The organism is Aliivibrio sifiae (assembly GCF_002954705.1).
Taxonomy (GTDB): Bacteria; Pseudomonadota; Gammaproteobacteria; order Enterobacterales; family Vibrionaceae; genus Aliivibrio; species Aliivibrio sifiae_A.
On record NZ_MSCO01000001.1, the window covers coordinates 1,054,039 to 1,057,939 of the forward strand.

Consider the following 3,901-nt stretch of genomic DNA (forward strand, 5'->3'; position numbering starts at 1 on the left):
CAGGAGAACCGACTGACTTTTTGACGTCATGGATATATGAAAGTGTAAAAGAAAAAGTAGCTGATTTACAATTGAACGTTGGTTTTAATAATATGGCTAAAAACCAGTCACTCATGTGGTCCCCCTGAGTTGTTTGGGCTTTAAGTTCATATTTTTCTATTATTCATATCAATATGAGAGAGTTTAAATATTTGACCATGAGCGTTTTGCAAAATCATAAAAGCTTTCTGGTTTACGATTTAGTAGAACTTCAAGGTCCATGGTAATTTCTTTTGAAAAACCACATCGAATAGATTCAAAAAGTGTTTGTAGCATAGTAATACTTGATTCATTTAGTCCGCATTTTCGCATTTTTATTAAAAAATCGAATGGATTGATATTTATATAAGTGACCAGGGCCCCTCGAGCCTCTGATATAATTTTAGCAACTTCTTGATGTGTTAAAGCTTCTCCGCCTGTTAAGTTAATTTCTTTATGTTTATAACCATTAATAAGGATTTTTGTTATTACCTCTGCTATATCTTTTGCAGAAATGAAACTAGTTTTTCCATTGGCTGCCGCTAACGAAATCGAATTATTTTCATTTATTTCTTTTGAAAAAATTCCAGTAGAAAAATTATCCATAAAGAAGTTTGGTCGGATTATATAATATTCATCTAATGCAGAATTGATTAAGTGTAATTCTGCTTTTCGAAGAGCAGGGTTGGGGTTTGTGAGCCAAGAATTATTACCAAGCCCGGATAATAAAACGATGCGTTTAGCACCACACTCTATCGCTTCATCTATTACCCGAATTAACATATTATCCACCATTTTATTTAATGGTGGAGCAATAAGGAATAAATATTTAACTTTAGTTAGAATTAATTTATGACTTTTATTTTGGTAATCAAAGTGGGTAGTATTTCCACCGATAAGTTGGGGGATGTAGTTTTTAGGCTTTCTTACACCAACAGAAAACGGTATTCCAATTTGCAGTAATTTCTTTACAACTTGGCTTCCAATAGTGCCAGTAGCGCCCGTAATAAGTATTTCTGAATTCATTTAAATCCTTATTAAAAAATTAAAGGAAAGACGTGGGGGATTTACAAGTAATCATTTATAGAGCAAGCACAAATGGCAACAATAGGGCCTTTTGTCCCCTCAGCTCTGAGTTTTATCGCTGCTGATACGCATGCACCTGAAGAAGGGCCTAAAAAAAGCCCAGATGTTCGTGCGACGTTATGAGCACAGCTCCACGCTTGCTCTGAACTAATAGTTAAAACATTATTTAGTAACGTTTTATCAAGTAAGGATTGACGCATTGGAGGTGCAAGCCCAGGAATATTGTGTTCGGCCCATGTAGATCCCGAAACTATAGCGGCTTCTGAGGGTTCAACACCAACAATTTTACAGTTAGGCTGGTGTATATTCATTTCTCTTCCAATTCCCATGATTGAAGCGCCGGTTCCTATTCCAACTGTTATTGCAGAAACTGTTGTTAGCTTAGAAACAACTTCCTTTGTGACATCTCGATAGTGGTCAATTAATCGTTTATCTTGCATTTGAGATAAAATATAGACGTCATTTAATGCGTTTAGTTTTTGCATTAGTTTTGCAATTTTTTTATCCTCAACTTGATAGCAAGTCACCCCAAGCCATTTAAGAACTTTAATTGTCTGTTTAGGAGTAATCGAAGGGAGTACTGCTATGACTGAGTAGCCTAGCTTTTCGGCTGCCCATGCTGTTGTAATTGCCGCTGCTCCTGCACTGCAAATGGCTATCTTATTAATCCCCTTCAATTCACCTGACAGATGAAGAGTCTTTAGAAGCTTAGGTATTGAGCGGTGTTTCATCGATCCTGATGGATGCAAATATTCAATTTTTGCATAAATGTCTTTATCTATTTCTTTTAATGAGATTAATGGGGTAGGTAAATTCATTTAGATGCCTTTTCTAAAATCAAAAATGCGTGGAATTTTTACTTGATTGGTGTTTTTTGATGCTTTTTTTTCTAGTGTTAGAAGGTTGATGGAAGAGATAACGTTAACTTTGGGGGAAATTGATAAGTTTTTATCTAATCTTGAAATAACATTATTTTTAACTTCTTTCTTATTAAAATTATCATCTATGACCAATAAAAGGGTTACTTCATCTTCTCCATATTTTTCTGACTTGACTTGGACTGCTGATCGCATTACTCCCGTAGATTCATCAGCTAATGAGAGAAGTAAGTCTGGAAATACTGTTTGTCCCGATATTTTTAATTGATGGTCAACTCGTCCAATAATCGGTCCCATACGAGGCGTGATTTGACCACATGGGCAAGATTCATGTTTAATCCAAGCAACGATATCACCAGTAGCATATCGGATTGGAATAAATCCTCTAGGAAGATTTAACCCTGTAATAACAAGCTCTCCAGGTTGATTATTGTCTTCTAAAGGTAGCCCATTTTTGAGATCGATCAGTTCAATCATTTGGTGGTCTGTATGTATATGAAGACCTTGATGGTAAGAGCACTCGTCACTAACTGCACCAATCTCACTACTACCGTATGTATTGAGATAATCATCAAACCCCCATAATTCTTTCAGTTTTTTTAATGCTGGTGTTGGATTTAAATCTTGGTCAAAAACAGCTGACGCACCTAATAGGGCTTTTTTCGGTAAGAGGTCATGACCTGGCCAACGGTCACCAGCTTCTTCGGCTAATCTTATCATTGGCCCTGCATTACCAATTACATATTTAGGTTTAAGGTGTTCAATAATTTGCAATATTCTATCAACCCTATTGACAGAGCATCGTATTGCACAGGCGTTTCTTTTCTTGACGGCTTGCCAAGATAAAACTCCTAATGTAAAAAGGTCATTCATACTTAATAAAATTAAAACTTTATCTCCAGTATTTACACCTAAAGCATGAAGCCATCGTTCTATTGCCTCAACTCGAACATTCTCTTCTTCTTTATGAACGGGAATATCAACGGGACGGCCAGTTGTTCCTGATGAGCTAACAACATCGATAGCACCATCAAAGCACATTATATTATCCCAATTATCTCGGAGGTCGTGTTTACGTGTTACAGGAAGTGTATGGTACTTATATGATCTAACAATATTAATAACATCATCTAAACTTTTATGGCCCCAATGTTCTTGATAAAATTTACGCTTCCAAGCCTCTTTTATAGCTTCTTCTAGGGTATCTATACGAGAGTAAATATAAGTATTTATATTTTGCATTTAAAATCTCATTAGTTAAAAAGTATATAGAACTTATATTCTTAATAAGAATTTATATTACATACTTAATACTAACAATTAATAGCTGTTAAAGTTTACAGCTTGTATTGTCTTATGCGAGACTACTCGATTGTTAATCGTTAAGTTTTTCATGGAAGTAAATAACATAGATGGAAGCCTAATATGTTACTTATATTAATATTTTAAATGTTCAAAGTAATTACTCAAGTTATTGATAATATCTTAACCTATCTGAAATTAATGATTTTATCACGATTCAAAGTACATTAATATTTCTCACCATTTGTCATATTTTAATATTTAATAACAATATCAAGAAAGATAAAAGTCATGTGAATAATTAAACAGAACTAAATCCGTATTTAAAACTTAGTCAATAGTTACGGATAGATATAGCCGTTATTATTTAAATTTCAATATGACACTAAGTAGTTGATGATAAGTTTTCGAGAGTCCGTTCTCTGCCTTTACCATATGATAATATGGTATTAAAATGAGTATTTTACGTCAGTGTCTATATCACAATGAAAGCAGTTAATCCTTTAACAGACCATGAAAAAACAACCTTAAGAGAAGCGATTGCTAATCATCCGAAAAATAGAGTAAGAATACGAGCACATGCGATTATTCTCAGCGATAAAGGCTACTCTATTTTT

3 protein-coding genes and 1 pseudogene are annotated in these 3,901 nt (G+C 34.2%); 1 reads left to right on the forward strand and 3 read right to left on the reverse strand.

The features are described from left to right. Positions 1 to 183: 183 nt before the first annotated feature. From BTO22_RS04745 to BTO22_RS04755, 3 genes are read right to left on the reverse strand one after another with little or no spacing between them, the layout of a single operon-like run. On the reverse strand, positions 184 to 1,044 hold the full coding sequence (locus tag BTO22_RS04745; protein WP_105054496.1) for an NmrA family NAD(P)-binding protein: 861 nt from the start codon (positions 1,042 to 1,044) through the stop codon (positions 184 to 186). A 41-nt stretch (positions 1,045 to 1,085) separates the two neighbouring features. Next, positions 1,086 to 1,922 (reverse strand): pyridoxal-phosphate dependent enzyme, encoded by an 837-nt coding sequence (locus BTO22_RS04750; RefSeq protein WP_105054497.1) that lies wholly within the window; start codon positions 1,920 to 1,922, stop codon positions 1,086 to 1,088. Then, a complete protein-coding gene (locus BTO22_RS04755) occupies positions 1,923 to 3,224 on the reverse strand; it encodes a phenylacetate--CoA ligase family protein (RefSeq protein WP_105054498.1) in 1,302 nt (433 codons plus the stop codon). It lies immediately after the preceding gene. Positions 3,225 to 3,769: 545 nt separating this feature from the next. Here BTO22_RS04755 and BTO22_RS04760 point away from each other — a divergent pair. Further along, positions 3,770 to 3,901, forward strand: a pseudogene (locus BTO22_RS04760) (IS630-like element ISVsa8 family transposase); the annotation flags it as partial.